The organism is Streptomyces sp. NPDC091376, assembly GCF_044757085.1.
Classification (GTDB): Bacteria; Actinomycetota; Actinomycetes; order Streptomycetales; family Streptomycetaceae; genus Streptomyces; species Streptomyces pratisoli.
On record NZ_JBIVUF010000014.1, the window covers coordinates 55,364 to 81,019 of the forward strand.

Sequence of the window (25,656 nt, forward strand, 5' to 3'; positions counted from 1 at the left end):
TGAGACCCGGGGGCGCACACGATGATGTCCTGGGCGACGGCTTTCCGGCTGCGGCAGTACGCCAAGGCCAGCCTGTGGATCATCCCGCTGATCGGGCTCGTCCTCGGTGTGCTTCTCGCGGACGCCGCGGTGTGGCTGGACGGCATGGTCCAGGTGCCGGAGCACTGGCGGTATTCCCCGTCCACCGCGAGCAGCGTCCTCAGCTCCATCGTCGGTGCGATGGTCGCCCTGCTCGGGTTCGTCGTCACCATCGGCATCCTCGTCGTCCAGCAGGCCACGGGCTCGCTGTCGCCGCGCTACATGCGCCTGTGGTACCGGGACAGGCTGCAGAAAGCCGTGCTCGCGACGTTCACCGGGACGTTCGCCTTCGCCTTCTCGCTGCTGCGCCAGATCGAGACGGACTTCGTGCCCAACCTCGGCGTCACCCTCGCCGGCGCGGGCGTCGCGGTCAGCCTGATGCTCCTGCTGATCTATCTCAACCGCTTCATCCACAACCTGCGGCCGGTGGCCATCGCCGCCCTCGTGTCGGGGGCGGGCCGCCGGCTGCTCGACCGGGGGCTCGCACTCCAGGCGGAGGGGAGGCTCAGCGCCGGGGAGCCGGAGCGGCCGCTGCCGGACGGCCCGGTCACCCTGGTCCGCACCGAGCGCGGCGGGGCCGTCCAGGGCATCCACGTGGCCCGGCTGACGACCGCCGCGGAGCGCCACGACTGCCTCCTCGTGCTCAGGCATCCGGTGGGCGACTTCGTGCCGCCCGGCGCCGCACTGATCGAGGTGTACGGAGCGCCACCCGACGGCGACCGGGCGATCGACCACCGCGAGCTCACCGGGTACGTCGCGCTCGGCGTCGAGCGGACCATCGAGCAGGATCCCGCCTTCGCCCTGCGCATCCTCGTCGACGTCGCGATCAGGGCGCTCTCACCGGCCGTCAACGACCCCACGACCGCCGTCCAGGTCCTCAACCACATCGAGGCCCTGCTGCACACCATCGGGCGGGTGGAGCTGCACCGCGTCTACACCCTCCGTGACCGCCGCGGCCGCCCCCGGCTGGTGGTCCCCGGCCGGTCCTGGGAGGACTTCCTCCAGCTGGCCCTGACCGAGATCCGCGAGTACGGCGCGACCTCCACCCAGGTCTGCAGGCGCCTCAGGGCCCTGCTCCAGGGCCTGCTCGGCGCCCTGCCCGAGGGACACCTGCCTCCCGTGCGCGCACAGCTCACGTTGCTCGACGAGGCGGTCGACCGGGCCTTCACCGACCCCGCCCGGCGGGCGACCGCGCTGATCGCCGACCGGCAGGGCATCGGCGGCGGCCCCGGCGAGGCCCCGGCGTGAGCGCCGTTCGCGGGGCGCTGCGCCCGGCCGATCCCCGGCCACAGCGCCCGCGGGCGCCGTCCCGCCCGCGGCCGCTCAAGGCCCTCGCACCGCCCGGATGGCACAATCGGGCACGGCGGGTGCCGCCCGCCTCCGCCGACCCGGACCGCCCCCACACCCCCGCAGGGACGCCTTGAGCACGTACCGCGACTTCGCCCACCGAGGCGCCGCCCGCGCCACCGTCCTGCGGACCGTCGGCACCCGTGAACGGCGCTCGCACCTCACCGCGCCCCGCGTCCCGACCGTGGGCATCGACATCGGCGGTACGAAGGTGATGGCCGGGGTCGTCGACGCCGACGGCATCATCCTGGAGAAGCTCCGCACCGAGACCCCCGACAAGTCCAAGAGCCCCAGGGTCGTCGAGGACACCATCGTCGACCTGGTCCTCGACCTCTCCGACCGGCACGACGTGCACGCCGTCGGCATCGGCGCGGCCGGCTGGGTCGACGCCGACCGTTCCACGGTGCTCTTCGCCCCGCATCTCGCCTGGCGCAACGAACCACTGCGCGACTCGCTGCAGAACCGGCTCGCCGTCCCGGTCATGGTCGACAACGACGCCAACACCGCCGCCTGGGCCGAATGGCGCTTCGGCGCGGGCCGCGGCGAGGACCACCTCGTCATGATCACGCTCGGCACCGGCATCGGCGGCGCCATCCTGGAGGACGGCCAGGTCAAGCGCGGCAAGTACGGCGTCGCCGGCGAGTTCGGCCATATGCAGGTCGTGCCCGGCGGACACCGCTGCCCCTGCGGCAACCGCGGCTGCTGGGAGCAGTACAGCTCCGGAAACGCCCTGGTCCGCGAGGCCCGCGAGCTGGCCGCGGCCGACTCCCCGGTCGCGTACAACATCATCGAGCGGGTCAAGGGCAGCATCCCGGACATCACCGGACCGCTGATCACCGAGCTGGCCCGGGAGGGCGACGCCATGTGCGTCGAGCTGCTCCAGGAGATCGGCCAGTGGCTCGGCGTCGGCATCGCCAATCTCGCCGCCGCCCTCGACCCGTCCTGCTTCGTCATCGGCGGCGGTGTCAGCGCGGCCGACGACCTGCTGATCTGTCCCGCCAGGGACGCCTTCCGCCGCCATCTCACCGGCCGCGGCTACCGGCCGGAGGCCCGTATCGCGAAGGCCCAGCTCGGGCCGGAGGCGGGTATGGTCGGTGCGGCCGATCTCGCCCGGCTGGTCGCCCGCCGCTTCCGGCGTGCCAAGCGGCGCCGCGTCGAGCGGTACGAGAGATACGAGCGGTACGCCCAGGCCCTGCGCAACCCCGGTGGCGACGGCGACACCGACGACCGTGCCCGCACCACCCCTCAGGACCCCGTGTGAAGACCCTGCCCCGACAGACCGTGCCCGTGGAGGAGCCCGTGCGTCCGCCCGAGGACCGGCGCCACATGATCCGCCGCCGCTGGCTGACCGCGATCGTCATCGTGCTGCTGATCGGAGTCCCGGCCGGCTATCTGCTGATCTCGGCCGAGCAGAGCCGCGACAGCGGGCGGGACAAGGAGGCCGAGTCCTCGGCGACCGGGCTGCGCGACAGCTGGCCCTCCAAGATGAAGCGCCGGGTCTTCGAGGTGCCGATCCCGCAGAAGTCCACCGAGGTCGCGTACTACGAGACCAGCAACTGGAAGTCCAGCCGGCTCTACGTCAAGTTCCGCACCACCGCGGCGGGCCTGGACTCCTACCTCACGAAGGTGGGCACCAGTCGCTCCCGGCTGAACACCGGCGACGTCACCGTCCACGAGCGCGACGCCGGGACCGTCGGCTGGACCTTCCGGCCGGAGGCCGCCTGGGCCGCCACCACGCACAAGCAGCGCGATCCGCGCCCCAGCCAGGACATCACCGTCGATCTGACCGATCCGTCCGCCCCCATGGTTTTCGTGGTCTCGACCGCGACCCCCTGATCCGGAGCGGGACCCTCCGCTCAGTACTGTGGAGCGGGTGAGTGAGCAGACGCAGACGCCCCCGAAGACCCTGCAGTACCGGATCGACGGTCCCGACGACGCGCCCGTCCTGATCCTCGGGCCCTCGCTCGGCACCACCTGGCACATGTGGGACCGGCAGGTGCCGGAGCTGTCCCGGCAGTGGCGGGTTCTGCGGTTCGACCTGCCGGGGCACGGCGGCGCCCCCGCGCACCCGGCGGGCTCGATGACCGAACTGGCCGACCGCCTGGTCGCCACCCTCGACGAGCTCGGCATCCAGCGCTTCGGCTACGCGGGCTGCTCGATCGGCGGCGCGATCGGCATCGATCTGGCGCTGCGGCTGCCGCACCGGGTCGCGTCGCTCGCGCTCGTCGCCGCCTCGCCGAGGTTCGGCACCGCCGACGAGTTCCGCCGGCGCGGTGTGATCGTCCGCACGAACGGTCTCGACCCGATGGCGCGCGCGGCGCCCGAGAGCTGGTTCACGTCGGGCTTCGCGGGCGCGCAGCCCGCGATCGTCGAGTGGGCCGTGCAGATGGTGCGCACCACCGACCCCGGCTGCTACATCGCCGCCTGCGAGGCGCTCGCCGCGTTCGACGTACGCGCCGATCTGGGACGGGTCGGCGTGCCCACCCTGGTCCTGGTCGGCTCCGAGGACCAGCTCACCGGGCCCGCCGAGGCCCGCACCCTGGTCGCCGGGATACCCGACGCACGGCTCGCGCTGGTCCCCGGCGCCTCGCACCTCGCGCCCGTGGAGCAGCCGGGCGCGGTCTCCGATCTGCTCGTACGCCACTTCTCCCTGGCCTGGCAGGACACGCTCCACGCGATTCCGGTGCCACCGATCGGCCCGTCGGTCTCCGCCCCCGTCGCCCCGGTCGCCGAGATCGCCCCGCCCGCCGAGCAGCCGCAGGCGGTGGGCGCGGTGCGGCCCGATCCGTACGAGGCCGGGATGAGGGTCCGGCGGGCGGTGCTGGGCGACGCGCACGTGGACCGGGCGATGGCGGGCGCCGACGACTTCACCGGTGACTTCCAGGAGCTGATCACCCGCTACGCCTGGGGGGAGGTCTGGACCCGCGACGGCCTGGACCGCCGTACCCGCAGCGTCGTGACGCTCACCGCGCTGGTCGCGGGCGGCCACCTGGACGAGCTGTCCTTCCACACCCGGGCCGCGCTGCGGAACGGGCTGACCCCGGCGGAGATCCGCGAGATCCTGATCCACGCGGCGGTGTACTGCGGCGTACCGGCCGCGAACTCCGCGTTCCGGGTCGCCCAGACGGTGATCCGGGAGGAGACCACTCCCCACGAGTAGCCCCGGGCGTGTCCCCGGACCCCGGGGGTGTCTCCGGCCCCGGGGGTACGCCCGCGGCGGGGCGGGGAAAGATCCGTTCGGGGCCCGCCGTACGCGAGAGGGAGGTCACCCCGGTGAAGCTCACGAAGAAGTCGCACGCCTGCGTCCGTCTGGAGAAGGACGGGCGGACCCTCGTCATCGACCCCGGCGTCTTCAGCGAGCCGGACTCCGCCGCCGGTGCCGATGCCGTGCTGGTCACGCACGAGCATCCCGACCACTTCAGCGAGGAGCGCCTGCGCGTCGCGCTCGACGCGAGTCCGGGCACCGAGATCTGGACCCTGCGCAGCGTCGCCGAGCAGCTCTCCGCCGCCTTCCCCGGCCGCGTCCACACCGTCGGCGACGGCGACACCTTCACCGCGGCCGGCTTCGACGTCCAGGTCCACGGCGAGCTGCACGCCGTGATCCACCCGGAACTGCCGCGGATCACCAATGTCGGCTTCCTCGTCGACGGTTCGGCCTTCCACCCCGGCGACGCCCTGACCGTCCCCGGCCGGCCGGTGGACACGCTGATGCTCCCCGTGATGGCTCCCTGGAACAAGGTCTCGGAGGTCATCGACTACGTACGCGAGGTCGGACCGCGCCGCGCGATCGACATCCACGACGCGCTGCTGACCGAGCTCGCCCGCCCCCTCTACGACACGCACATCGGCAATCTGGGCGGTGCCGAGCACAGCAGGCTGGCCCCCGGGGAATCCGCCGACATCTGACTGTCGGACCCCGCGGTTAGGCTTGCCGCATGCGCATCGCCACGTTCAACGTCAATTCGATCACCGCCCGGCTGCCGCGGCTGCTCGCCTGGCTGGAGAGCAGCGGCACCGACGTGCTGTGCATCCAGGAGACCAAGTGCACCGCCGAGCAGTTCCCCGCCGATGCCCTGAAGGAGCTCGGCTACGAGTCTGCGGTCAACGCCGACGGCAGGTGGAACGGAGTGGCGCTCCTGTCCCGGGTGGGCCTCGACGACGTCGTGAAGGGCCTGGCCGGCGGCCCGGCCTACGGCGGTGTGCAGGAGCCGCGTGCGCTCAGCGCCACCTGCGGCGGCGTCCGGATCTGGTCGGTGTATGTGCCGAACGGCCGGGAGGTGGCCCATGACCACTATGCGTACAAGCTGGCCTGGCTGGAGGCGCTGAAGGCTGCGGTCGCCGAGGACGCCGCGGGGGAGCGGCCGTTCGCGGTGCTCGGTGATTACAACATCGCACCGACCGACGACGATGTGTGGGATCGCTCGTTCTTCGAGGGAATGACCCATGTGACCGAGCCGGAGCGTGCGGCGCTGGCCGGTCTGCGCGAGGTGGGCCTCGCCGACGTGGTGCCGCGCCCGCTCAAGTACGACCAGCCGTTCACGTACTGGGACTACCGCCAGCTGTGCTTCCCCAAGAACCGGGGCATGCGCATCGACCTGGTGTACGGCAACGAGCCGTTCGCCAAGGCGGTCAAGGACAGCTATGTCGACCGCGAGGAGCGCAAGGGCAAGGGCGCCTCGGACCATGCCCCGGTCGTGGTCGACCTCGACCTCTGAGACCTCCGGGGCGCCTCCTGCGCGCCGTGTGGTGCGCCCGTCCATGGGAATGCGAGGCTGATCCGTATGAACATCCCTTTCTTGGACAACTGGCGCAAACGGCACGGCGGTGACGGGAGCCGGACGCTTGCCTCCGCCGTCGGCGGCGACGCGGAGGGTGTGGCGGAGCTGCTCTCCGAGTGCGAACTGCTGCGGGTCCGGGCGGGGCAGCAGGGGCTTGAACTGGACGACACCCCGGCCTCGTTGGAGGCGCTCGACCAGCTGCCGCCCCGCTGGCGGGACGATCCGGAGGAACTGCCCTGGCTGGGCAACGACGCGGGACTCTATCTGGGCACCGTGATCGTCCGGACCGTGCGGGGTGCCGCCTGGCATGTGTGGCCCGGCGGCCACCCCGTGGTGCGGCTCGCCTCGGGGCGTGAGGTCAATGTGGTGGAGGCGGGACTGGGCTGGGCCGTGCACGGTTCGCCCGAGCTGTCCCAGGTCTATGCGGAGGCGGCGGAGGCCTGACACCCCGCCATTGCATTTAGATGCCAATTACCGCTTATGCCCCATTTGTGCGTGTCAGGCGTGAAGTCCCTTGTCCGGCTGGATAGTTTGCGTGGTCTTGACACCGCTGAGATTGGGGCAGGGCAGCGTATGGCCGTCGATCTGTTGATCGAGCTGAGGGACGTCAACGACAACCACGCGGGGGGCGCACGTTCTCCAGGGCCGGGCAGTAGCTCGTAGAGCCGTGCCCGGCCCGGCAGCGGCCGGTGATCACTGCTCGCGCAGCGGGACCGACAGGTACGAGGGGTCGGCCGCGGGTGAGGAGAAGGTCAGCTGTGCGCCGGACGGGTTGTGCTCGATGTAGAGCGGGTCGACAGTGTCGACGACCACGGCCAGACGGTGGCCGGCCGGGACGTCGTAGGCGGTGGAGAACAACTCCAGGTCCACGGTGAACGGCTTGCCCGCGGTCCGGCCGTGGAACGTGTACGGCGCATTGCTGACCAGCTTGCCGAGGCCGAGCGGCCCCACGTCGTAGAGATAGGCGACGAGGGTGCCGCTCTCCTTGGTGCTGGTGAGCGTGGTGTGCAGCTTCGCCGTCCCCCGGATCTGCCGGCCCGAGCCGTACCGCTCGGACTGCCACACGGCGGCCAACGACCGTGGCAGCAGCGGGATCGAAGCGGTCGGGGGCAGCCTGACGAACTGGTCCAGGGCGTTCGACAACATCAGGATGCCGCCGTTGGCGCCCGAATCGATGTTCGCGTGGATCCTCTTCGTACCGCCCAGGGCGAGCTTCCGGGCGTCCGCGCCCACCGACTTCCAGTCGGGGTAGGTCTCGTAGCCGCCGCCGGAGCGGGACTTGAGGCGGACCGGCTGCTCGCGGTCCACGCCGTTGTCCGCGCCTTTGAGATGGTGGTCGAACCAGCGGTGGGCGCTGGTCCAGGTGTCGTTGGGCAGACCCAGCAGACCGGTCGCCTCCGCGGTCGCGTGGTCGCCCGGGCGGAACTCCAGGCGCTTGGGCACCGTGAGCCGTTCGTAGAACTCGGCGTACTGGTTGGGCGGGAAGATGGTGTCGCCCCAGGCGTTGCCGAGCATCACGGCGGTGCCGTTGGCGTTGATGCGGTCGAGATATGTGACGGGGGATCGCTTCTTGCCCCAGGCGATCATCTCGTCCTCCTTGGCCAGGTTCGAGCCGAGGAAGTCCTTGAGGATCTGCTCGAGTTCGGCACTGGGCCGGCCGGTGAGATACCCGGCGCCGCCGAGCATCGCGGCGGCCTGGAGGTGCTGGGTGCGGCCGCTGTAGATGGAGTCGATGAGATCGCCCCAGCCGCTGAGCGCCGTGACGGCCCTGACGCGCTTGTCGTGCGCGGCGGCGAGCAGGCTGATCCCGGCGCCGTACGACACTCCCGCCATGCCCACCCTGGAGGGGTCGGCGGGGGTGTGGGCGAGCGCCCAGTCGATGACCCGGGAGGCGTCGGCGACGTCCGGCGGCCCGGCCACCTCGATCCGGCCGCCGGACTGCCAGAAGCCGCGGGCGTTGTAACTGACCACCACATAGCCGGAACCGGCGAGCTTCGTGGCCTGCGCGAGGTACTCGACCTGCGGTGTGGCCCAGCTGGTCGGCAGCACGATCACGGGGTAGGTGCGCGAGCCGCCGGCGTCCGCCGGGGTGACGACATTGGCCTTCAGCACGGTGCCGCCGTCGCCGCGGATGTCGACGAACCGGACACCGGGCGCGGCCTCGGCCCCGGTGGCCGCCGCCGGGGCGGCCGGGGCCAGCCCGAAGGCGGCCCCGGCCAGCAGGGCCGCCGAGACGGCCCCGGTCGTCGAGGTGCGCAGGGGCTTGTGGGGGTGGACCATCGCTCACTCCTGACTTGGGCGAGTCCGAAAGTGAGCCGACGGTAACCGCTACGGCTTACCTGAGGTAACCGGCCGGTAAGTTACGCGAGCGTAACAATTGTTGGACATGGTGTCAGCGAAGGGCGCTCTTCTTCTGCCACTCCGCCCAGTCCAGATTCCACGCCCCGTAACCGTTGTTGAGGGCGATCGTGCCCTTGGCGTCAGCACCGGTGATCTCGAACGGGTCGCCGACCTGGACCTCGTCGTAGACCGCCGCGGCGTCCGCGTCGCTCATGCCGACGCAGCCCGAACTCCGGTTGGCGTTGCCGAAGTAGGCGGCGTTCCACGGCGCGGCGTGCGCGTACATCCCGGACCAGGTAAGCCGCATCGAGGAGTCGACCATCTTGTCGTAGGCGTCGCCGAGTCCGACCGTCTCGGAGCGCATGTTGATCGTGCCCTCCTTGGACATCAGGACCGCCGTGCCGCGCCAGGAGCCCTTCTCGCCGCCCGGGGTGCCGGCCGACATCGGCACGTCCTTGACCTGGGTCCCGTCGCGGAACAGCTTCAGCCGGTGGTTGTCGAGGTCGACCTTCACCACCTGCTGCCGGCCGACCGTGAAACCGGTCGTGTAGTCACGGACGAACCAGCCGCCGTCACCGCCCGAATCGACACCGTTCAGCTCCGCGTCGAGCGTCACCCTGGTGCCGGGCTTGAAGTAGTCCTTCGGCCGCCAGTCCACCCGGGACCTGCCCGACCAGTCCTCCATCCAGCCCCAGGAGCCCTGGGTGTCGTCCGAGGTGACGACCTTGAGGTGGCGCTCGACCTCCGCCTTGTTCCTCACCTCGTGGTCGAAGACGATCGACAGCGGCTGGGCGATGCCCACCGTCGCGTTCTTGCCCGGCACCAGGGCCAGCTTGTTGACCTTCTCCGGCGCGGCCGTGGTGAACTGCGCCGTCGCCGTTCCGCCCTCGTCGTCCCGCGCCTCGACCGCATAGGACGTGCCCGGCGCCGCCTTGCGGGACGAGGTCCAGCTGCGCCCGTCGGCGGCGACCTTGCCGTCGAGCTTTCCGCCCTCGGAATCGGTGACCGTGACCTGCCGCAGCTTCCCCGCGGCGAGCGTCACCCGCACGGGCTCGCCCGCCCTGGCCTGCGTGCCCCGCAGGTTCACCGTGATGCTCGTCCGTGGTTTGCCCTTGTCGTCGGACCGGCCGTCCTCCGAGGCGGAGGCGCCGGAACACCCCGCCAGCGCGACCGTCAGGGCCACGGCACCGGCGGTCGCGGCGACGCCGGCCGGGCGGACGCGCAGGGTGCGCGGGTGGGTGCGGACGCGGACGCGGCTGCGGCTCAACTCGGACCTCCGTGAAGTTGTCTCTCTCCCCTTAAGAGAGCAACGAGCGAGAGGCACGGTTGCGTATATGCCGGGAATTTCCACCGCTGTTGGGTGTGATGTGTCCGACAGTGCGCCGGTTCTGCACCCTGGCGGTTCCGCGGACGGCGGTACACCGTGGTGGCGTACGCCCGCAGTCCCCTCGCTCCGCTGCCCCGCGAACGGAGAAGACGTGACCCCCTTCGTGCTCCCGCACACGCTGCTCGGTGACGGCCCGCACCGGGTCGTCGCCGTCCACGGCTGGCTCGCCGACCGCGACGGCTTCGCCGCCGTGCGCCCCGACCTCGACCTGGAGTCCTTCACGTACGCCTTCGTCGATCTGCGCGGCTACGGTGAGGCGATGGGCACGCCCGGCGCGTACACCACGAGCGAGGGCGCCGCCGATGTGCTGTGCCTCGCCGGGCGGCTCGGCTGGGAGCGCTTCTCGCTCGTCGGGCACTCAATGGGCGCCGCCGTCGCCCAGCGGGTGCTCGCCCTCGCACCCGGCCGGGTACGGCGCCTCGTCGGCGTCTCGCCCGTTCCGGCCCACGGGATGCCGATGCCGCCCGAGCAGTGGGGGCTGTTCGCCGACGCCGCCGACCGCCCGGCGAACCGGCGCCTCATCATCGACCTCACCACCGGTTCGGTACGGCCCGGCGCCTGGCTGGACCGGATGGTGCGGCGGTCGGTGGAGCGCAGCGACGCCAAGGCGTTCCGGGCCTGGCTCGACTCCTGGGCCGTGGAGGACTTCCACACCGACGTCGACGGCTCGACCGTTCCGGCGCTCGCCGTGACCGGCGCACTCGACCCGGCGGTCAACGCCGCCCTGATGCAGGAGACCTGGCTGCGTTCCTACGTACGCGGCGAAGTCGCCGAACTGGCGCACGCGGGGCACTACGCCATGGACGAGACACCGCTGCAGCTGATCCGTACCGTCGAGGACTTCCTGCGGGCCGAGGCGGCATGAGCACGACCGCCGTCCCCGACGTGTTCGACCCGCGGCGCTACGCGGCCGGGCTGCCGCACGACTCCTTCCGTGAACTGCGCGACCGTCACCCGGTGGCCTGGCAGGAGGAGTACGAGGTGCTGGGCTGGCCGGCGGGGCCCGGCTTCTGGGCCGTCACCCGGCACGCCGACGTGGTGCGCGTCCTCAAGGACGCGCGGACGTACTCGTCATGGGCCGGGGCGACCCAGATCCGCGACCCCGACCCGGCCGATCTGCCGTTCATCCGCCGCATGATGCTCAACCAGGACCCCTCGCCCCGCGGCGCGGGGCAGAGCCCGGCCGACCACGGCCGGCTGCGGCGGCTGGTCAGCCGCGCCTTCACCCCCGGCCGCGTCGACCGCTTCGCCGCCGTCGCCCGCGACCGGGCCCGTCGGCTGCTCGGCGCGGCCCGGGAGGCCGGCGGCGTCGTCGACCTCGTCGCCGCCGTCACCGACGAGTACGCGCTCCTCAACCTCGCCGACCTGCTCGGCGTACCGGAGAGCGACCGGGGGCTGCTGCTGAAGTGGACCGAACGCGTCATCGCGTACCAGGACCCGGACGAGCCGCCCGTACGAGGAGCTGACGGCGAGCCGGTCGATCCGCGTTCGCCCGCGATGCTGCGGGAGATGTTCGACTACGCCCAGGAACTCGCCGCGTACAAGCGCCGCAACCCGGGCGACGACGTCATGACCTCGCTCGCCTGCGGCGAACTCGCCGACGCCGAACTGGAGATGTTCTTCTTCCTGCTCACCGTCGCCGGGAACGACACCGTCCGCAGCGCCGCACCCGGCGGCTTCCTGGTCCTCGCCCGGCATCCGGACGAGCAGCGGAGGCTGCGGGCCCGGGAGGTGGCGGTGGACACCGCCGTGGACGAGCTGCTGCGCTGGCATCCGCCCGTGCTCTCCTTCCGCCGCACCGCGGCCCACGACACGACGCTCGGCGGCCAGGACGTACGCGAGGGCGACAAGGTCGTCGTCTTCCACGCCTCGGCCAACTACGACGAACGCGCCTTCGACGACCCCCACCGCCTCGACCTCGCCCGCTCCCCGAACCCCCATGTGTCCTTCGGCGACGGGCCGCACGTCTGCCTCGGCGCGCACTTCGCCCGCCTCCAGCTGCGGGTGCTGCACGAGGAGGCGAGGGCGCTGCTTCCCGCGGTGTCGGTGGCCGCGCCGCCGAGGCGGCTGGTGTCGAACTTCATCAACGGCCTCAAGTCCCTGCCGCTGGGCCTGGACGGGCCGTGACGCCGCTCGCGGACACCCGACGGTGCGGCCGGGCCCGGCGCGGCCCGCTCGGTCAGGCCCCGTTCAGTCCGACTTGCTCGTGGCCCGGTGGGATGTGCGGACCGCCGGGGCGGGGGACTGCGCCGCCCGGGTCACATCGGCGACGAGTTCGACGACGTCCGGGCCGTACGCCTGGGTGTTGACGACCTTCAGCAGCAGCACGAAGGAGTTGCCGCCGTGCTTGCGCGCCAGCTTCTCGTGGTGGCGGGCCAGATAGCGGGTGGCCGCCTGGTTCGTTATCGCCCGCTGCCCGCAGAAGAGGAACACCGGCCGGCCGCCCTCACCCGCGGTCAGCCGGGCCAGCAGCACGTACTCGGTGGTGCCCGCCTCCAGGCGGTAGCGCTCGGAGCCGATCTGGAACGCGCCGCGGTCGGGCCCCGGCTCCACATCCGTGTTGATCGCCACTCCGGGCAGGAGACTGCTGAGGTGCGCGGCCATCCGGCGATTGGAGTAGGGGCCTCCGACGCAGAACTCGGTGCGGTCGCCGAAGCCCTGCTGGGCGACGTCGTGCTGGACGATCTGCGCATTCGCACCGCAGTCCTTCACGAGCGCCGACAGCTCCATCAGCGCGAACACGTCGAAGCGGTGGACCGCGCCCTCGCTGCCGGCCTCGCGGTTGACCACGAGCAGGCACTCGGAATTGCCCGGGAGACCGAAGAAGGCCTGCTTGCGACGGAGCTTGCGACGCCACAGATAGGTGCGGGCGATCCAGCCGAGCGAGGCACTGATACCGGCGGCCACCACGCCGAGCACGATGTTGCGCAGGTCTTCATTCATGGGCGCGCATGCTAGCGGGCCGAGCGGAACAATGTTCGATGTGGTCCTGACGCACCGAGTGCGCTGACGTTACGCTGCGCGGACGTCCGCCGGCTGGAGGTACGCATGCGTCGCAAAGCCGTCCGTCATCTTCCGGTTCCCGCCGTCGTGCTGGCCGTACTGGCCGCCGGTGGTGCCGCGCCGCCGACCGGCTCCGCGGTACCGGAGCCGGTCAAGCAGCCCGTGGCCGCCGGCCACGGGGGAGCCGTCGCGAGTGTCGACGCGGACGCCTCGGCCGTGGGCATCGAGGTGCTGCGCGGAGGCGGGAACGCGGTGGACGCGGCGGTCGCGACGGCCGCGGCACTCGGTGTCACCGAGCCGTACTCGGCCGGCATCGGCGGTGGCGGCTACTTCGTGTACTACGACGCCCGCACCCGCACCGTCCACACGATCGACGGCCGCGAGACCGCGCCACGCTCGGCCGACACCTCGCTCTTCCTGGAGAACGGCAAGCCCGTCCCCTTCGAGGAGGGCGTGACCAGCGGCCTCGGCGTCGGCACCCCCGGCACGCCCGCGACCTGGGACGCGGCGCTCGGCGCGTGGGGCAGCCGGCCGCTGCGTCAGCTGCTGAAGCCGGCCGAGCGGCTGGCGAAGGACGGCTTCACCGTGGACGCGACGTTCCGCGCCCAGACCCAGGCGAACGAGGCGCGGTTCCGGGACTTCCCGGCCACCGCGGAGCTGTTCCTGCCGGGCGGGCAGCTGCCCGTCGTCGGATCGGTGTTCAGGAACCCGGAGCTCGCGCGCACGTACGGGGAGATCGCGAGCAAGGGCACTGGCACGCTGTACCGGGGCGCGATCGCCCGGGACATCGTGAACACCGTGCGCGAGCCGGGCGTACGGGAGGGCGCGACACGCGTCGTGCGCCCCGGCGATCTGACCGCGCGCGACCTGGCCGACTACCGGACGCTGCGGCGGCTGCCGACGAGGATGACGTACCGAGGGCTCGACGTCTACGGCATGGCGCCGTCGTCGTCCGGCGGCACGAGCGTCGGGGAGGCGCTCAACATCCTGGAGGGGACGGACCTCTCGGGGCTGTCCGAGGCGAAGTACCTGCACCGCTTCATCGAGGCGAGCCGCATCGCGTTCGCGGACCGGGGACGCTGGGTCGGCGACCCGGCGTTCGAGGACGTCCCCGTACGGGAGCTGCTCTCGCAGCGGTACGCGGACTCACGGGCGTGCCTGATCCGCGACGACGCGGTCCTGACCAGCCCGCTCGCGCCGGGCGACCCGCGGAAGCCGGCGGCCTGCGCGCACGCGGGGAAGGCTGCTCCGACGACGTACGAGGGCGAGAACACGACGCATCTCACGGTCGCCGACAAGTGGGGCAACGTCGTCGCCTACACCCTGACCATCGAGTCGACCGGCGGCAGCGGCATCACCGTCCCCGGGCGCGGCTTCCTGCTGAACAACGAGCTGACCGACTTCTCCTTCGCCCCTGCCGACCCCGCGGTCCACGACCCGAACCTGCCGGGCCCGGGCAAGCGCCCCCGCTCCTCCATGTCGCCGACGATCGTCCTCGACCACCGTGACCGGCCCGTACTGGCGCTCGGCTCCCCGGGCGGCGCGACCATCATCACCACGGCGCTGCAGACACTGACCGGCGTCATCGACCGCCGCCTGCCCCTCGTGGACGCCATCGCCGCCCCCCGCGCCAGCCAGCGCAACCAGCCCACCACCGAACTCGAACCTGCCCTATGGAACAGCCCGCTGCGGGCCGAACTGGAATCCCTCGGCCACGCCTTCCGCCAGAACCCGGAGATCGGAGCGGCCACGGGCGTCCAGCGCCTCCCGGACGGCCGCTGGCTGGCAGCCGCGGAAAGGACCCGCCGGGGCGGCGGCTCGGCGATGGTGGTCCAACCGGCCACCCCGTAGGCCCCGCGCCCGGCCCCCGGCTCGAGCTAACCCGCCTGGGTTGCTTCCGGTGGCGCAGGGACCGGGTGGGCTGCTTGCTGGACGGGAGAGAAAGCGAGTGGTCCATGGAGCCGAACAGAGAGCGGCTGCGGACCCCGCGGGCCGCGGGGCTGGCCGGGGTGGTGTTCGCGGTGCTGCTGGCGGCCGCCATCGTGCTGATGCGGCTGGCGATTCCCGAGGGGGCCGCCGGGGCGGCGGACGACACGCTGAGTCCCGACCGGCGAAGAGCGGTGCGCCTGGCGCTGGAGCTCGTGCCGTTCGCGGGGATCTTCTTCCTGTGGTTCATGGGCGCGCTGCGCGCGCAGGTGGGTGAGGCGGAGGACAAGTTCGTCGCCACGGTGTTCCTCGGCAGCGGGATGATCTTCGTGGCCAGCATGTTCGGCGCCGCCGCGGCCGCGGGCAGCATCGTGGACGACCAGTCGCCGTCGGCGTTCGGCCGCAACTTCGCGTACACCCTGCTGACGACCTATTCGATGCGGATGGCGGCCGTCTTCATCTTCGCCACCTCGACCATCGGCCACCGGCTCGGGGTGTTCCCGCGGCCCCTCGCCGTCCTGGGATACGTGGCGGGCCTGGTGCTCCTGGTCGCGGGATCCGGCTTCCCGTGGTCCGAGATGGTCTTCCCCGCCTGGTCCGTGATCATCGGCATCCATCTGATCAGGCTCCGGCTGCACTCCCGGCCCGAGCCCGCCGACGTGCTCTGACGCCCGAGGGTTCACTCCCGCGGCCCGCCTTGACATGCGGCAACGGGGACGCGAGCGCATCCTGACACCGGTGACCGACCGGGCACGGGAAGGGCTGAACCGTGATGAGAGTTGTCGTCGATCTCAACCGCTGTCAGGGCTACGCGCAGTGCGCGTTCCTCGCACCGGACGTCTTCGAAATGCACGGCGAGGAGTCGCTGCTCTACAACCCGCGGGTCGACGAGGCACGCCGGGACGAGGTGAGCCAGGCCGTGGCGGCCTGTCCGGTGCAGGCCATCCTCATGGACCGGTCCGACGAGACCGTGACCCCGAGGGAGCCTCTCGATGTCCGTTGACGGATACCTCGACCGACTCAAGCGCGACGGCCGCATCGTCGTCGTGGGCGCCTCCCTGGCCGGCCTCAGAGCCGCGGAGACCCTGAGGGACGGCGGCTTCGCCGGGACGCTCACGATGATCGGCGACGAGCCCTACGAGCCGTACGACCGGCCCCCGCTGTCCAAGGGCGTCCTGCTGGGCAAGGCCACCGCCGACCACACGGCCCTGCCCCGGCGCCGCGCCCTCGACGCCGAGTGGCGGCTCGGGGTCCCCGCCTCCGGGCTCGACATGGCCGCCAAGCGGGTGCGGCTGGCCGACGGCGACGAGGTGGAGTACGACCGGCTGCTGATCGCCACCGGCGTACGCGCACGGCCGTGGCCGCACGAGCGCGAGGCCGAACTCGACGGGGTCTTCGTCCTGCGCACCCGCGACGACGCCACCGCGCTGCAGAAGCGGCTGGCGGACGGCCCCCGCCGGGTCTTCGTGATCGGAGCCGGGTTCACCGGCTCGGAGATCGCCTCCGCGTGCCGCGAGCGGGACATCGAGGTCACCGTCGCGGAACGCGGCGCCGCCCCCCTGGTGGGCGCCCTCGGCGGCGTCGTCGGTGAGGTCGCCGCCCAGATGCAGCGCGAGAACGGCGTGGACCTGCGCACCGGCGTCATGGTGACCGGTCTCGAAGGCGACTCGGCGGGCCGGGTGCGTGCCGCCCATCTCTCCGACGGCTCCAGCGTCGAGACCGATGTCGTCGTCGTGTCGCTCGGCGCGACGCGCAACACCGAATGGCTCGCCGGCTCGGGCCTGGGCGCGGGCCCCCGCGGCATCGCCTGCGACGCCGGCTGCCGGGCCTTCGACATCCGCGGCATCGTCACCGACGACATCTTCGTGGCCGGTGACGTGGCACGCTCCCCGCACCCGCTGTTCAACTACCAGTTCCTGTCCCTGGAGCACTGGGGCAACGCCGTCACCCAGGCCGAGACCGCGGCGCACAACATGCTCTGCGAAAGCGTGGACCGCCGCCCCCACATGTGGATCCCCGCCTTCTGGTCCTCCCAGTTCGGCGTCAACATCAAGTCGGTCGGCGTGCCGTCCATGGGTACGGAGATCATCGTCACGCAGGGCTCGCTCGCCGAGCACAGATTCGCCGCCGTCTACGGGTTCCAGGACCGTGTCATCGGCGCCGTCACCTTCGACGACGCGCGATGGCTGCCCTTCTACCAGCAGCTGATCGAGTCGACCGCGCCGTTCCCGCCGCAGTTCCCGACCGTGGACCGCCGTCCCGAGGGAGCGCGGCCGGTGTCCGCCGACTTCCCCGACCCGTCGGTGCCCACGCACGGCCCGACCGTCACCCTCAGTGGCTATTCGCCGGCGGACCGGCGGATCACCTTCACCCCCGGCCGGCACTGATCCGCGCGCGACCTCAAGGAACTCGTCATGACCCAAGGCAATCTCCTGCGCCAGATCCTCGAGTACGGCAACCGTCCGAACCCGTATCCCTTGTACGCGGAGCTCCGCAAGACGCCGGTGCTCAACGAGGGGGACGGCGCGTACGTCGTGAGCACCTACTGGGAGATCCTGAGCCTGCTGCACGATCCCCGCGTCAGCTCCGATCCCCACAATCTGGCCGTGCCCGGAGGCCCCGGGTTCGACGCGAACGACGAGTCGACCCTGCCGCCCAGCTTCATCCGGCTCGACCCCCCGGAGCACGACCGGCTGCGCCGGATGACGAACACCTCGTTCGGACCGCCCCACAAGGCGCGCCGGATCCACGAGATGCGGGGCGAACTGGACGAGATCGTCACCGGCCTCATCGACGGCATCGGGAGCACGGACCGGATCGATCTGGTCGAGCAGTTCTCCTACCCCTTCCCGGTGACCGTGATCTGCCGGCTGCTCGGTGTTCCGCGCGAGGACGAGTCGCGCTTCCACACCTGGGCGGACACCCTGGCCGCCAGCCTGGACCCGATGCCGGGGGAGGACCCGACCGAACGGAACAAGGTCGCGCAGAAGGCCCGTACGGAACTGGGCATGTATCTGGCCGGGCTGATCGAGGAGCGCCGCAAGAACCCCCAGGACGACATGCTGTCCGAACTGGCGAATCTCAAGGGCCCGGACGGGTCGATGACGACGATGGAACTGCTCAGCACCTCCGCCCTGTTGCTGATCGCCGGCCATGAGACCACGGTCAACCTGATCACCAACGGGATGCTGACGCTGCTGCGCAACCCGGACGTGCTCCAGCGGCTGCGCGACGACCCGAAGCTGGCGGTCCCCATCGTGGAGGAACTGCTGCGTTTCGAGCCTCCGGTGCAACTGGTGCCGAACCGCACCACGCTCGCGGACATCGAGATCGGCGGCGTCACCATCCCCAAGGGCGCGTCGCTGTGGCTCGTCGTGGCCGCGGGCAACCGCGACCCGCAGCGGTTCAAGGAGCCCGAGCGCTTCGACCCGGACCGCGAGGACATCGAGCACCTGGGCTTCGGCAGCGGCATCCACAGCTGCTTCGGCGCGCCGCTCGCGAGGCTGGAGGCGCAGCTCGCGCTGAGCGAACTTGCCCGCAGGCTCGTCAATCCCCGGCTGCTGGAGGATCCGCCCGAGTACCGCCAGAACGCCGTCCTGCGCGGTCCCCGTCATCTGCCGATCGCCTGCGACGAGATCAGGCCCTGAGCGGGCAAGGCCGCGACGGCGGCCATCGTGATCCCGACCGTGCCCATTACCGTGCCGCTTGAAGCGGTATTAGTATGACGGCATGGTGCGTACCCCCCTGACACCCGAAGAGCGTGAACGCGGAGAGCGGCTCGGCCGGATGCTCCGCGAGGCGCGCGGCTCGCGGAGCATGGTGGAGGTGGCCGCGGCCGCCCGTCTCTCCGCCGAGACGCTCCGCAAGATCGAGACGGGCCGCGCGCCGACGCCCGCGTTCTTCACGGTGGCGGCGCTCGCGGGCGCGCTGGGTCTGTCCATGGACGAGATCGTGACCCGCTGCGCGCTCGTGCCGGCCTGAGGGGGCGCGTAGGCTCGCGCGCGTGGACCTCCAGGAGCTCGACCGCGCGAAGTACGTCAGCCTCACCACGTTCCGGAAGGACGGGACGGGCGTCGCGACGCCCGTGTGGTTCGCCGTCGAGGGCGGTGAGGTCTACGTCTGGACCCGCTCCGACTCCTGGAAGGTCAAGCGGCTGCGCAGGGACGGCCGGGTCACCGTGACCGCGTGCGATGTGCGCGGCCGCGTCGAGGAGGGCGCCGACGTCGTGGAGGGGACGGCGCGGCTGCTGGACGGCGCGGAGCTGAAGAAGGTCCGGGGCCTCCTGGCCCGCAAGTACACCTGGCAGTTCTGGCTCGTCGACGTGCCCGCCGCCGTCGTACGCCTCGGCAAGCGCCCGCACACCGGCATCGCAGTGACGCTCCGGACACGTTGAGCGATCCGCACCGCCCACGAAAACTCCCCGTAGCCGTGGCGTAACACGGCTGAGGTCGAATGCCTGCGAACCCGATGCGGAGGGCGGGCAGGCAATGGCGGTGCATCAACTCCCCGTACAGGTGGGGGCGTTCGCGCGGTACCTGAGGGAGCTGACGGAACGCCTCGACCCGCAGAGCGGCTGGTACGCGGTCTTCCGGCAGCGCGACCTCGCCGGACTGTCGGCGTGCCTGCGGGGTGCGGAGGTCCCGCCGTGGGACGTGGTGGGCTCGCTCCTGGACGACCTCGTCGCCGACGAGGCGGAGGCGGCGAGGGCAGGGGCGCTGCACGCGGCCGCGGCGGCCGCCCACGACCGCCGGGCGGGCGGCGGCGAAGCCCTCCTGGAGCGGCTGGAACTCATGCGCCGCGAACAGGCCCACGCGGCGGCACGCGGGCAGGAACTCCTGGGCCGGCTGGCCGTCCTCCCCGAGGGCGGCCCCGAACACCAGCGCCTCGCCCATGAACTGTCCTGGACCAACGACGACCACACTCGCGCCACGGCCCGCTGCTCGGAACTCACGTCCCGCCTCGCCGCACTCGCACCGCCCCCGGGCCCGCCCCCGGCCGGCCCGTTCACCCTGGCCGGCCCGTCCGCCGCGGACGCCTCGCGACGCGACGCGGCACCGGGTGCGTGGTTCCGCCCCGCCGCGGAGGAGCCCGGGGCCATGGAGGAGCCCGGGGCCATGGAGGAGTCCGGCGCCGCCGGGCAGCCCGACGCATGGTCCGGCCTGGAGGTGAGGGGCCCGTCGTTCCGCGAGGACCGGGACCCGACGGCGGTGCCCCGGCCGTCCACGCGGGCGGCCGGGGACGAGGTGGCGCAGGGTCAGCAGGCCGCCGGGCCGGACGTGTCGGCGCGCGGTGGCAGGCGGCGCGGGAAGCGGCGGCCGCGCGGGGCGAGATACGCCTGGCTGGACGACGCCGAGGGCGGCGAGGACGGCGAGGAGGCCGTCGCCGTACCCGTGACCGACGTGCCCGACCTGCCCATGGGCGGGACGCGCCCGCGCGGCGCGCGGTTCGGCGGGAGCGGAGCCGGCGAGCCGGCCGCCGCGGCCGTGGAACCCGACGCGGCGCCGGGCGACGCGGAGGAGGAGCGTGCCGCCCTCGCGGCCGTCGCCGTCCTCTGGCGGTTACGGGCCGAGGGGCGCAGCGGAGAGGCGCACGCGCTGCTGTGCGAGGCCGCCGCCGGTCCCGTCGGCCGGTTGCCGGTGCTGGCGGCCGAGTTGCACCGCGCCGGGCTCGGCGCCGACTGGGCCACCCTGCTCTGGGAGGTGGCCTCGCTGCCGCCCGGCCGGCTCGCCGCCGCCGCGGGCGCGCTCGCCGCGGCGGGCCGGGACGACGACTGCGGCCAACTGCTGCGCCAGGGCGTCGCCCGCCCCGCGGGCGAGATCGCCGACGCCGTGCTCGCGCTCGCCGACGCCGGTGCCCGGCGCGAGGCGGACGCCCTGCTGGAAGCCTTCCTGCGGGTCCGTACCCCGGAGGAGAGTGCCGGGATCGCCGCCACGGCTCCCCGCCGCCTCGTCCCGCAACTGCTCTCCGCCGCCCGTGCGGTGTCGGCCGACCGGGAGCGCGACCTCGTGCACGCGCTGCGCGTCGCAGGGCTCATCAGCGGCTGAAGTGCGCCGGAAAACGTACGGTATACGCTGTATGTCGACCGCTCGGGTGCGAAACATGATCGACACTGCGGGTTGTCGACGATGGTCTTGCCCCAGTGTGTGACGGGGCTTACGTTCTCCTCCTACGTATCGCATCTACGTGCGTAGAGGCTCTGACGTCTTGTCGAAGGAGCAGCTCATGACCAACGTCGTACGCGCCGCACTCGTCCAGGCGACCTGGACCGGCGACACCGAATCCATGATCGCCAAACATGAGGAGCACGCTCGCGAGGCGGCCCGCCAGGGCGCCAAGGTCATCGGGTTCCAGGAGGTCTTCAACGCCCCGTACTTCTGCCAGGTGCAGGAGGCCGAGCACTACCGCTGGGCGGAGCCCGTACCCGACGGCCCCACCGTTCTGCGCATGCGGGACCTCGCCCGGGAGACCGGCATGGTGATCGTCGTCCCCGTCTTCGAGGTCGAGGACTCGGGCTTCTACTACAACACCGCCGCGGTGATCGACGCCGACGGCACCTACCTCGGCAAGTACCGCAAGCACCACATCCCGCAGGTCAAGGGATTCTGGGAGAAGTACTACTTCAGGCCGGGCAACGCCGGCTGGCCCGTCTTCGACACCGCTGTCGGCAAGGTCGGCGTCTACATCTGCTACGACCGCCACTTCCCGGAGGGATGGCGCCAACTCGGACTCGGAGGAGCCCAGTTGGTCTACAACCCGTCGGCGACCTCCCGGGGCCTGTCCGCCTACCTCTGGCAGCTGGAGCAGCCCGCCGCCGCCGTCGCCAACGAGTACTTCATCGCCGCCATCAACAGGGTCGGCCAGGAGGAGTACGGCGACAACGACTTCTACGGCACGAGCTACTTCGTCAACCCGCGCGGGCAGTTCGTCGGGGACGTCGCCAGCGACAAGGCGGAGGAACTGGTCGTCAGGGACCTCGACTTCGACCTGATCGACGAGGTGCGCCAGCAGTGGGCGTTCTACCGGGACCGCAGGCCCGACGCGTACGAGGGGCTGGTGCAGCCGTGAGCGACCTCTACGAGCGGCACCGCGCCGTCATCCCCGACTGGGTCGCCCTCTACTACAAGGACCCCGTCGAGATCACCCACGGCGAGGGACGGTACGTCTGGGACGCGGCCGGCAACCGCTACCTCGACTTCTTCGGCGGCATCCTCACCACGATGACCGCCCACGCCCTGCCCGAGGTCACCAAGGCCGTGAGCGAGCAGGCCGGGCGGATCGTCCATTCCTCCACGCTCTACCTGAACCGCCCCATGGTCGAACTGGCCGAGCGCGTCGCCGCCCTCTCCGGCATCCCCGACGCCCGGGTCTTCTTCACCACCTCCGGTACCGAGGCCAACGACACCGCCCTGCTGCTGGCCACCGCGTACCGCAGGTCCAACCAGATCCTGGCCATGCGCAACAGCTACCACGGCCGCTCCTTCTCGGCCGTGTCCATCACCGGCAACCGCGCCTGGTCCCCGACCGGCCTCTCCCCGCTGCAGACGCTGTACGTGCACGGGGGCGTCCGCACCCGCGGCCCGTACGCGGCGCTGTCGGACGCGCAGTTCACCGAGGCATGCGTGGCCGATCTGGAGGACCTGCTCGGCCACACCCACGACGTGGCCGCGCTGATCGCCGAACCGGTCCAGGGCGTCGGCGGATTCACCTCGCCGCCGGACGGCCTCTACGCCGCGTTCCGCGAAGTCCTCGACCGGCACGGCATCCTGTGGATCTCCGACGAGGTGCAGACCGGCTGGGGCAGGACCGGCGACCACTTCTGGGGCTGGCAGGCCCACGCGGCGAGCGGCCCGCCGGACATCCTCACCTTCGCCAAGGGCATCGGCAACGGCATGTCGCTGGGCGGGGTCGTGGCCCGCGCCGACGTGATGAACTGCATCGACGCCAACTCCATCTCCACCTTCGGCGGTTCACCCGTCACCGCGGCCGCCGGGCTCGCGAACCTCTCGTACCTCCTGGAACACGACCTCCAGGGCAACTCCCGCCGCGTCGGCGGACTGCTCATCGAGCGGCTCCGCGCCATCGCCGCAGGGGCCCCCGCCGTGCGCGAGGTGCGTGGACGCGGACTGATGATCGGTGTCGAACTGGTCAGGCCCGGCACGGACGAGGCGTTTCCGGAAGCCGCCACGGCCGTACTCGAAGCGGCACGCGAGGGCGGGCTGCTCATCGGCAAGGGCGGCGCCCACAACACCAGCGTGCTGCGGATCGCGCCGCCGCTGTCCCTCACCGTCGCCGAGGCGGAAGAGGGCGCCTCGATCCTCGAACGAACGCTGCGCAGCCTCTAGTCCACGCGAGGGGAAGACCATGAGCAACCGCACCCTGATCCGCGGCGGACTCGTCATCACCGCGGCCGACGAGACCCATGCCGATGTACTGATCGAGGACGGCCGCATCGCCGCGCTGGCCGCCCACGGCTCCACCGCCGCCGAGAGCTGGAGCGCCGACCGCACCATCGACGCCACCGGGAAGTACGTCGTCCCGGGCGGTGTGGACGCGCACACCCACATGGAGCTGCCGTTCGGCGGCACCTTCGCCTCCGACACGTTCGAGACCGGAACGCGGGCCGCCGCCTGGGGCGGCACCACCACCATCGTGGACTTCGCCGTCCAGACACAGGGCCAGGGACTGCGCGAAGGGCTCGACGCCTGGTACGCGAAAGCCGACGGCAACTGCGCGATCGACTACGGCTTCCACATGATCCTCTCCGACGTCAACGAGTCCTCGCTCAAGGAGATGGACCTGCTCGTCGAGGAGGGCGTCACCTCCTTCAAGCTCTTCATGGCCTATCCCGGCGTCTTCTACAGCGACGACGGCCAGATCCTGCGCGCCATGCAGCGAGGCACCTCCAACGGCGGGCTGATCATGATGCACGCCGAGAACGGCATCGCCATCGACGTCCTCGTCGAACAGGCCCTGGCGCGTGGCGAGACCGATCCCCGCTACCACGGCGAGGTCCGCAAGGTGCTGCTGGAGGCCGAGGCCACGCACCGCGCCATCCAGCTCGCCCGGGTCGCCGGCGCTCCGCTGTACGTCGTCCACGTCTCGGCAGAGGAGGCCGTCGCGGAGCTCGCCACCGCCCGCGACAAGGGACTTCCGGTCTTCGGCGAGACCTGCCCGCAGTATCTGTTCCTGTCCACCGACAATCTCGCCGAGCCGGACTTCGAGGGCGCGAAGTACGTGTGCAGCACCCCGCTCAGGCCCAAGGAGCACCAGGCCGCGCTGTGGCGGGGACTGCGGACCAACGATCTCCAGGTCGTCTCCACCGACCACTGCCCGTTCTGCTTCACGGGCCAGAAGGACCTCGGCCGCGGTGACTTCTCCAAGATCCCCAACGGGCTCCCGGGCGTGGAGAACCGGATGGACCTGCTGCACCAGGCGGTCCTCGACGGGCACATCTCCCGCCGCCGCTGGATCGAGATCGCCTGCGCCTCGCCCGCCCGGATGTTCGGCCTCTACCCCAAGAAGGGCACCATCGCCCCCGGCGCCGACGCCGACATCGTCGTGTACGACCCGGGCGCGTCGCAGACCCTGTCGGCGCAGACCCACCACATGAACGTCGACTACTCGGCCTACGAGGGCAAGCGGATCACCGGACAGGTCGAGACCGTCCTGTCGCGCGGCGAAGTCGTCATCGACCAGCGGGAGTTCACGGGCCGGGCCGGCCACGGCGTGTACACCCCCCGCTCCACCTGTCAGTACCTTAACTAGGAGGTCCCGGTGGACTTCGGACTCGTCCTGCAGACCGATCCGCCCGCCTCGGCGGTCGTGGGCCTGATGCGGCGCGCGGAACGCAACGGCTTCCGCTACGGCTGGACGTTCGACTCGGCGGTCCTGTGGCAGGAGCCGTTCGTCATCTACAGCCAGATCCTGGAACACACGCAGAAGATGCACGTGGGCCCCATGGTCACCAACCCCGGGACCAGGACGTGGGAGGTCACCGCCTCCACGTTCGCCACCCTCAACGACATGTACGGCAACCGCACCGTCTGCGGTATCGGCCGAGGCGACTCCGCGATGCGCGTCGCCGGCCGCCGGCCCAACACCCTGGCGCGGCTCGGCGAGGCGATCGGAGTCATCCGCGACCTCGCCGAGGGGCGCGAGACGGTCGTCGACGGACAGCCGCTGCGGATCCCCTGGGTCCGCGAGGGGAAACTGCCGGTGTGGATGGCCGCGTACGGGCCCAAGGCGCTGGCCCTCGCCGGGCAGCGGGCCGACGGCTTCATCCTCCAGCTCGCCGACCCCTACCTCACCGAGTGGATGGTGAAGGCCGTGCGCACAGCGGCCGTCGAGGCCGGACGCGACCCGGAGACGATCACCATCTGCGTCGCCGCGCCCGCGTACGTCGGTGACGATCTGGCGCACGCCCGCGACCAGTGCCGGTGGTTCGGCGGGATGGTCGGCAACCACGTCGCCGATCTGGTCTCCCGCTACGGAGAGCACTCGGACATGGTGCCGGAGGCGCTGACCGCGTACATCAAGGAACGGCACGGCTACGACTACAGCCACCACGGCAAGGCCGGAAACCCCTCCACGGACTTCGTGCCCGACGAGATCGTCGACCGCTTCTGCCTGCTCGGCCCGGCGTCCGCGCACATCGAGAAGCTGAAGGCGCTGCGCGACCTGGGCGTGGACCAGTTCGCGGTCTACAACATGCACGACGCGAAGGAAGCGACGATCGACGCCTACGGGGCCGAGATCATCCCCGCACTCAACCGCTGAAGGCCGCCCTCCCCGCCGGCC

24 protein-coding genes are annotated in these 25,656 nt (G+C 71.6%); 21 read left to right on the top strand and 3 right to left on the bottom strand.

Translation table 11 applies throughout. The annotated features are described in order from the left end of the window. The first annotated feature begins 21 nt into the window (after window positions 1-21). The 7 genes from ACIQMR_RS27120 to ACIQMR_RS27150 all read left to right on the top strand — a co-directional run bounded on the left by ACIQMR_RS27120 (window position 22) and on the right by ACIQMR_RS27150 (window position 6,647). On the top strand, window positions 22-1,326 hold the full coding sequence (locus ACIQMR_RS27120; protein WP_401392394.1) for a DUF2254 domain-containing protein: 1,305 nt from the start codon (window positions 22-24) through the stop codon (window positions 1,324-1,326). Window positions 1,327-1,498: 172 nt separating this feature from the next. Next, complete coding sequence (locus tag ACIQMR_RS27125) at window positions 1,499-2,686, top strand: ROK family glucokinase (protein WP_401392397.1); 1,188 nt, start codon at window positions 1,499-1,501, stop codon at window positions 2,684-2,686. Between the two features lie 65 nt (window positions 2,687-2,751). Next, a complete protein-coding gene (locus tag ACIQMR_RS27130; RefSeq protein ID WP_401392792.1) occupies window positions 2,752-3,261 on the top strand; it encodes a hypothetical protein in 510 nt (169 codons plus the stop codon). A 28-nt stretch (window positions 3,262-3,289) separates the two neighbouring features. Next, entirely contained in the window at window positions 3,290-4,585 is a 1,296-nt protein-coding gene (pcaC, locus tag ACIQMR_RS27135) for a 4-carboxymuconolactone decarboxylase (protein ID WP_401392399.1), read from the top strand. Between the two features lie 113 nt (window positions 4,586-4,698). Continuing rightward, window positions 4,699-5,331 carry an MBL fold metallo-hydrolase gene (locus ACIQMR_RS27140; protein ID WP_401392402.1) on the top strand — a complete coding sequence of 211 codons (633 nt, stop codon included), beginning with the start codon at window positions 4,699-4,701 and terminating at the stop codon, window positions 5,329-5,331. 29 nt (window positions 5,332-5,360) lie between these two features. Then, window positions 5,361-6,140 (top strand): exodeoxyribonuclease III, encoded by a 780-nt coding sequence (locus ACIQMR_RS27145; RefSeq protein ID WP_401392405.1) that lies wholly within the window; start codon window positions 5,361-5,363, stop codon window positions 6,138-6,140. A 66-nt stretch (window positions 6,141-6,206) separates the two neighbouring features. Further along, window positions 6,207-6,647 (top strand): DUF6278 family protein, encoded by a 441-nt coding sequence (locus ACIQMR_RS27150; protein WP_385478684.1) that lies wholly within the window; start codon window positions 6,207-6,209, stop codon window positions 6,645-6,647. 249 nt (window positions 6,648-6,896) lie between these two features. Here the strand turns inward: ACIQMR_RS27150 and ACIQMR_RS27155 are convergent, their stop codons facing one another. Together ACIQMR_RS27155 and ACIQMR_RS27160 are read right to left on the bottom strand one after the other, a co-directional pair. Beyond that, window positions 6,897-8,483, bottom strand: a complete 1,587-nt coding sequence (locus ACIQMR_RS27155) for an alpha/beta fold hydrolase (protein WP_401392409.1) — start codon at window positions 8,481-8,483, stop codon at window positions 6,897-6,899. 112 nt (window positions 8,484-8,595) lie between these two features. Beyond that, a complete protein-coding gene (locus ACIQMR_RS27160) occupies window positions 8,596-9,810 on the bottom strand; it encodes an Ig-like domain-containing protein (RefSeq protein ID WP_401392412.1) in 1,215 nt (404 codons plus the stop codon). A 211-nt stretch (window positions 9,811-10,021) separates the two neighbouring features. Between ACIQMR_RS27160 and ACIQMR_RS27165 the strand changes: the two genes are divergently transcribed. Both ACIQMR_RS27165 and ACIQMR_RS27170 read left to right on the top strand, forming a co-directional pair. Then, on the top strand, window positions 10,022-10,795 hold the full coding sequence (locus tag ACIQMR_RS27165) for an alpha/beta fold hydrolase (protein ID WP_266386813.1): 774 nt from the start codon (window positions 10,022-10,024) through the stop codon (window positions 10,793-10,795). Next, the gene (locus tag ACIQMR_RS27170; protein WP_401392416.1) at window positions 10,792-12,057 is read left to right on the top strand and encodes a cytochrome P450; all 1,266 of its coding nucleotides are present in this window, start codon (window positions 10,792-10,794) and stop codon (window positions 12,055-12,057) included. Before ACIQMR_RS27165 ends, ACIQMR_RS27170 begins: the two co-directional genes overlap by 4 nt. 63 nt (window positions 12,058-12,120) lie before the next feature. Here the strand turns inward: ACIQMR_RS27170 and ACIQMR_RS27175 are convergent, their stop codons facing one another. Continuing rightward, window positions 12,121-12,873 (bottom strand): hypothetical protein, encoded by a 753-nt coding sequence (locus ACIQMR_RS27175; protein WP_401392419.1) that lies wholly within the window; start codon window positions 12,871-12,873, stop codon window positions 12,121-12,123. Between the two features lie 105 nt (window positions 12,874-12,978). On the opposite strand from ACIQMR_RS27175, the gene ggt reads away from it, so the two are divergent. From ggt to ACIQMR_RS27235, 12 genes are all read left to right on the top strand, one after another. Continuing rightward, window positions 12,979-14,784 carry a gamma-glutamyltransferase gene (ggt, locus tag ACIQMR_RS27180; protein ID WP_401392422.1) on the top strand — a complete coding sequence of 602 codons (1,806 nt, stop codon included), beginning with the start codon at window positions 12,979-12,981 and terminating at the stop codon, window positions 14,782-14,784. Between the two features lie 104 nt (window positions 14,785-14,888). Continuing rightward, window positions 14,889-15,527 (top strand): hypothetical protein, encoded by a 639-nt coding sequence (locus ACIQMR_RS27185; RefSeq protein ID WP_401392425.1) that lies wholly within the window; start codon window positions 14,889-14,891, stop codon window positions 15,525-15,527. Between the two features lie 104 nt (window positions 15,528-15,631). After that, complete coding sequence (locus ACIQMR_RS27190) at window positions 15,632-15,862, top strand: ferredoxin (protein ID WP_266386798.1); 231 nt, start codon at window positions 15,632-15,634, stop codon at window positions 15,860-15,862. Further along, window positions 15,852-17,246 (top strand): NAD(P)/FAD-dependent oxidoreductase, encoded by a 1,395-nt coding sequence (locus ACIQMR_RS27195; RefSeq protein ID WP_401392428.1) that lies wholly within the window; start codon window positions 15,852-15,854, stop codon window positions 17,244-17,246. Before ACIQMR_RS27190 ends, ACIQMR_RS27195 begins: the two co-directional genes overlap by 11 nt. 27 nt (window positions 17,247-17,273) lie before the next feature. Continuing rightward, window positions 17,274-18,506: a cytochrome P450 gene (locus ACIQMR_RS27200; protein ID WP_401392431.1), complete on the top strand. Its 1,233-nt coding sequence runs from the start codon at window positions 17,274-17,276 to the stop codon at window positions 18,504-18,506. Between the two features lie 82 nt (window positions 18,507-18,588). Further along, window positions 18,589-18,840 carry a helix-turn-helix domain-containing protein gene (locus ACIQMR_RS27205; RefSeq protein WP_401392433.1) on the top strand — a complete coding sequence of 84 codons (252 nt, stop codon included), beginning with the start codon at window positions 18,589-18,591 and terminating at the stop codon, window positions 18,838-18,840. 22 nt (window positions 18,841-18,862) lie between these two features. Next, a complete protein-coding gene (locus tag ACIQMR_RS27210; protein WP_401392436.1) occupies window positions 18,863-19,252 on the top strand; it encodes a PPOX class F420-dependent oxidoreductase in 390 nt (129 codons plus the stop codon). Window positions 19,253-19,346: 94 nt separating this feature from the next. Beyond that, window positions 19,347-20,903, top strand: coding sequence for a UL36 very large tegument protein (locus tag ACIQMR_RS27215; protein WP_401392439.1), 1,557 nt, complete (start codon window positions 19,347-19,349; stop codon window positions 20,901-20,903). A gap of 178 nt (window positions 20,904-21,081) precedes the next feature. After that, complete coding sequence (locus ACIQMR_RS27220) at window positions 21,082-21,924, top strand: nitrilase-related carbon-nitrogen hydrolase (protein ID WP_266386781.1); 843 nt, start codon at window positions 21,082-21,084, stop codon at window positions 21,922-21,924. Beyond that, the gene (locus tag ACIQMR_RS27225; RefSeq protein WP_401392442.1) at window positions 21,921-23,201 is read left to right on the top strand and encodes an aspartate aminotransferase family protein; all 1,281 of its coding nucleotides are present in this window, start codon (window positions 21,921-21,923) and stop codon (window positions 23,199-23,201) included. Before ACIQMR_RS27220 ends, ACIQMR_RS27225 begins: the two co-directional genes overlap by 4 nt. 19 nt (window positions 23,202-23,220) lie before the next feature. Continuing rightward, window positions 23,221-24,624, top strand: coding sequence for a dihydropyrimidinase (gene hydA / locus ACIQMR_RS27230; RefSeq protein ID WP_401392445.1), 1,404 nt, complete (start codon window positions 23,221-23,223; stop codon window positions 24,622-24,624). A 9-nt stretch (window positions 24,625-24,633) separates the two neighbouring features. Continuing rightward, entirely contained in the window at window positions 24,634-25,635 is a 1,002-nt protein-coding gene (locus ACIQMR_RS27235) for a TIGR03842 family LLM class F420-dependent oxidoreductase (protein WP_401392448.1), read from the top strand. The last annotated feature ends 21 nt before the right edge of the window (window positions 25,636-25,656 follow it).